Origin of the sequence: Thiocystis violacea (assembly GCF_016583565.1) — a bacterium.
GTDB lineage: Bacteria > Pseudomonadota > Gammaproteobacteria > Chromatiales > Chromatiaceae > Thiorhodococcus > Thiorhodococcus violaceus_A.
In genome coordinates this window covers 1-1,162 of sequence record NZ_NRRF01000210.1, presented here as the reverse complement: position 1 = coordinate 1,162, position 1,162 = coordinate 1, and the positions used below count along the sequence as shown (strand labels likewise).

1 protein-coding gene is annotated in these 1,162 nt (G+C 63.6%); it reads left to right on the top strand.

Annotation, left to right across the window (positions count from 1 at the left end; genetic code table 11):
- Positions 1 to 239 precede the first annotated feature (239 nt).
- Positions 240 to 986: a tyrosine-type recombinase/integrase gene (locus CKO23_RS24810; protein WP_200336223.1), complete on the top strand. Its 747-nt coding sequence runs from the start codon at positions 240 to 242 to the stop codon at positions 984 to 986.
- The last annotated feature ends 176 nt before the right edge of the window (positions 987 to 1,162 follow it).

The window sequence follows — 1,162 nt, the reverse complement described above, 5'->3', positions numbered from 1 at the left end:
GCGAAGACGCCTGCCGCATCCGCAAAGGCCATGCTCCAGCGATTCTGACCTCGATCCGTCACCTTTGCATGAATCTGCTGGAACAAGAGCCCTCCAAGCAGCGCATGTCCAAGAAGCGCCGCAAGGCTACCTGGAACGATGACTACCGCGCTAAGGTTGTGTTTGGTTGAGAATTTATACGCGCTCGCCCTGGCGACCAGGCCGGACTCACCGCCCTTGAGGACATCGAGCCGGTACATGTGGCTGCCTATATCGAGACGCTGCAGTCGCGGCTCGCGGCGCCCTCGGTCAAGCAGCACCTGGCGGCGATCCGCATGCTCTTCGATTGGCTGGTGGTCGGACAGCAGCTGGCGACCAATCCCGCCGCGGCGGTACGTGGTCCCAAGCACAGTGTCAAGAAAGGCAAGACACCGGTGCTGAGCGCCGAGGAAGCCCGGATTCTGCTCGATTCGATCGACACCGGCACGCCGATCGGACTGCGTGACCATGCCCTCATCAGCTTGATGGTCTACACCTTCGCCCGCGTCGGGGCGGCGATCAAGATGCGGGTCGAGGACGTCTACATTCAGGGCCGGCGCACTTGGGTGCGGCTGCATGAAAAAGGCGGCAAGCGCCACGAGATGCCCTGTCACCACAACCTGGAGGCCTCGCTCGAACGGTATCTGGAGGTGACCGGATTACGCGCCCAGCCGAAGGCGGTCCTCTTCCCCACCGCCCCCGGTAAAAGCGATGCGCTCACCGAGCGGGCGCTGCAGCAGCATGAGGTCTACCGCATGATCCGCCGGCGGGTCCTCGCCGCTGGCATCGGGACGGTGGCCAATTGCCACACCTTCCGGGCCACCGGGATCACCGAATATCTGAGGAACGGCGGCAAGCTTGAGGTCGCGCAGCAGATGGCCAACCATGAGAGTGCGCGCACCACTGGCCTTTACGACCGGCGCAACGATCAGATCAATCTCGACGAGGTGGAGCGAATTATCATTTGAGACGTCGATCCGCGGCGGGCGCCAGACCGTTTTTCACTCTCCATGGGAGGTAGCCGTTCAGAGACCAGGCATCGGAGCGGGCAGCGGAGTCGCCGCGCGACCGGCGCGGCGCTCGGCGATCACGCCGGCCAGATAGGGCCAAGGCACATGGCCGCGCTGACGACAGGTTTCGATCA